1 protein-coding gene and 1 pseudogene (1 of these 2 only partly in view) are annotated in these 636 nt (G+C 41.2%); both read right to left on the bottom strand.

From position 1 onward, the window contains the following. Nucleotides 1-98: pseudogene (gene fabG, locus L650_RS0115715) on the bottom strand (3-oxoacyl-ACP reductase FabG) (it extends 642 nt beyond the left edge of the window). A gap of 11 nt (nucleotides 99-109) precedes the next feature. Beyond that, on the bottom strand, nucleotides 110-636 hold a 527-nt coding region (locus L650_RS0115710; protein ID WP_029773695.1), incomplete at its 5' end, for an ACP S-malonyltransferase.

The raw sequence follows: 636 nt of genomic DNA, 5'->3' as shown, positions 1-636 counted from the left end.
GCTTGCGCTACTAAAGTGTTTGCAATTGCTTTACCAATACCACGGCTTGCGCCAGTAATTAGGACAACTTTGCCCTCTAATGAAAATAAATTAGTCATTTTATATTCTCTTATTTTGCAGCGTCGATAGCAGCAGCGTCATTTACTGAGCCACATACCATTGCTTTATCAATTCGTTTTGCAAGGCCAGTTAATACTTTACCTGGGCCAAATTCGTAGCTTTGCGTAATACCTTGAGCAACTAAAGCCTGTACTGTTTCTGTCCAACGAACTGGGCTGTATAGTTGACGTACCAATGCATCTTTAATTGCATCAGCCGAGCTTTGTGCTTTTACATCAACATTATTAATTACATCACACTTAGGTGTATTAAATGTTAAAGCGGCTAAATCATTTGCGAGTTTTTCAGCCGCTGGTTTCATTAATTCACAATGTGAAGGCACGCTTACACTCAGTGGTAAGGCACGTTTTGCGCCGGCATCTTTACACGCTTGTGAAGCTCTATCAACAGCAGCTTTATGCCCAGCAATAACAACTTGCCCTGGTGAGTTATAATTTACCGGTGAAACAACTTCGCCTTGTGCAGACTCTTCACATGCTGTTTTTATTTGCTCATCGCCTAAACCAATAATGGCAG

The sequence above is a fragment of the Pseudoalteromonas sp. TB51 genome (assembly GCF_000498055.1).
Lineage (GTDB): Bacteria > Pseudomonadota > Gammaproteobacteria > Enterobacterales > Alteromonadaceae > Pseudoalteromonas > Pseudoalteromonas atlantica.
The sequence above is the reverse complement of the archived record's forward strand: the minus strand, read 5'-3'. Positions and strand labels throughout refer to the sequence as shown.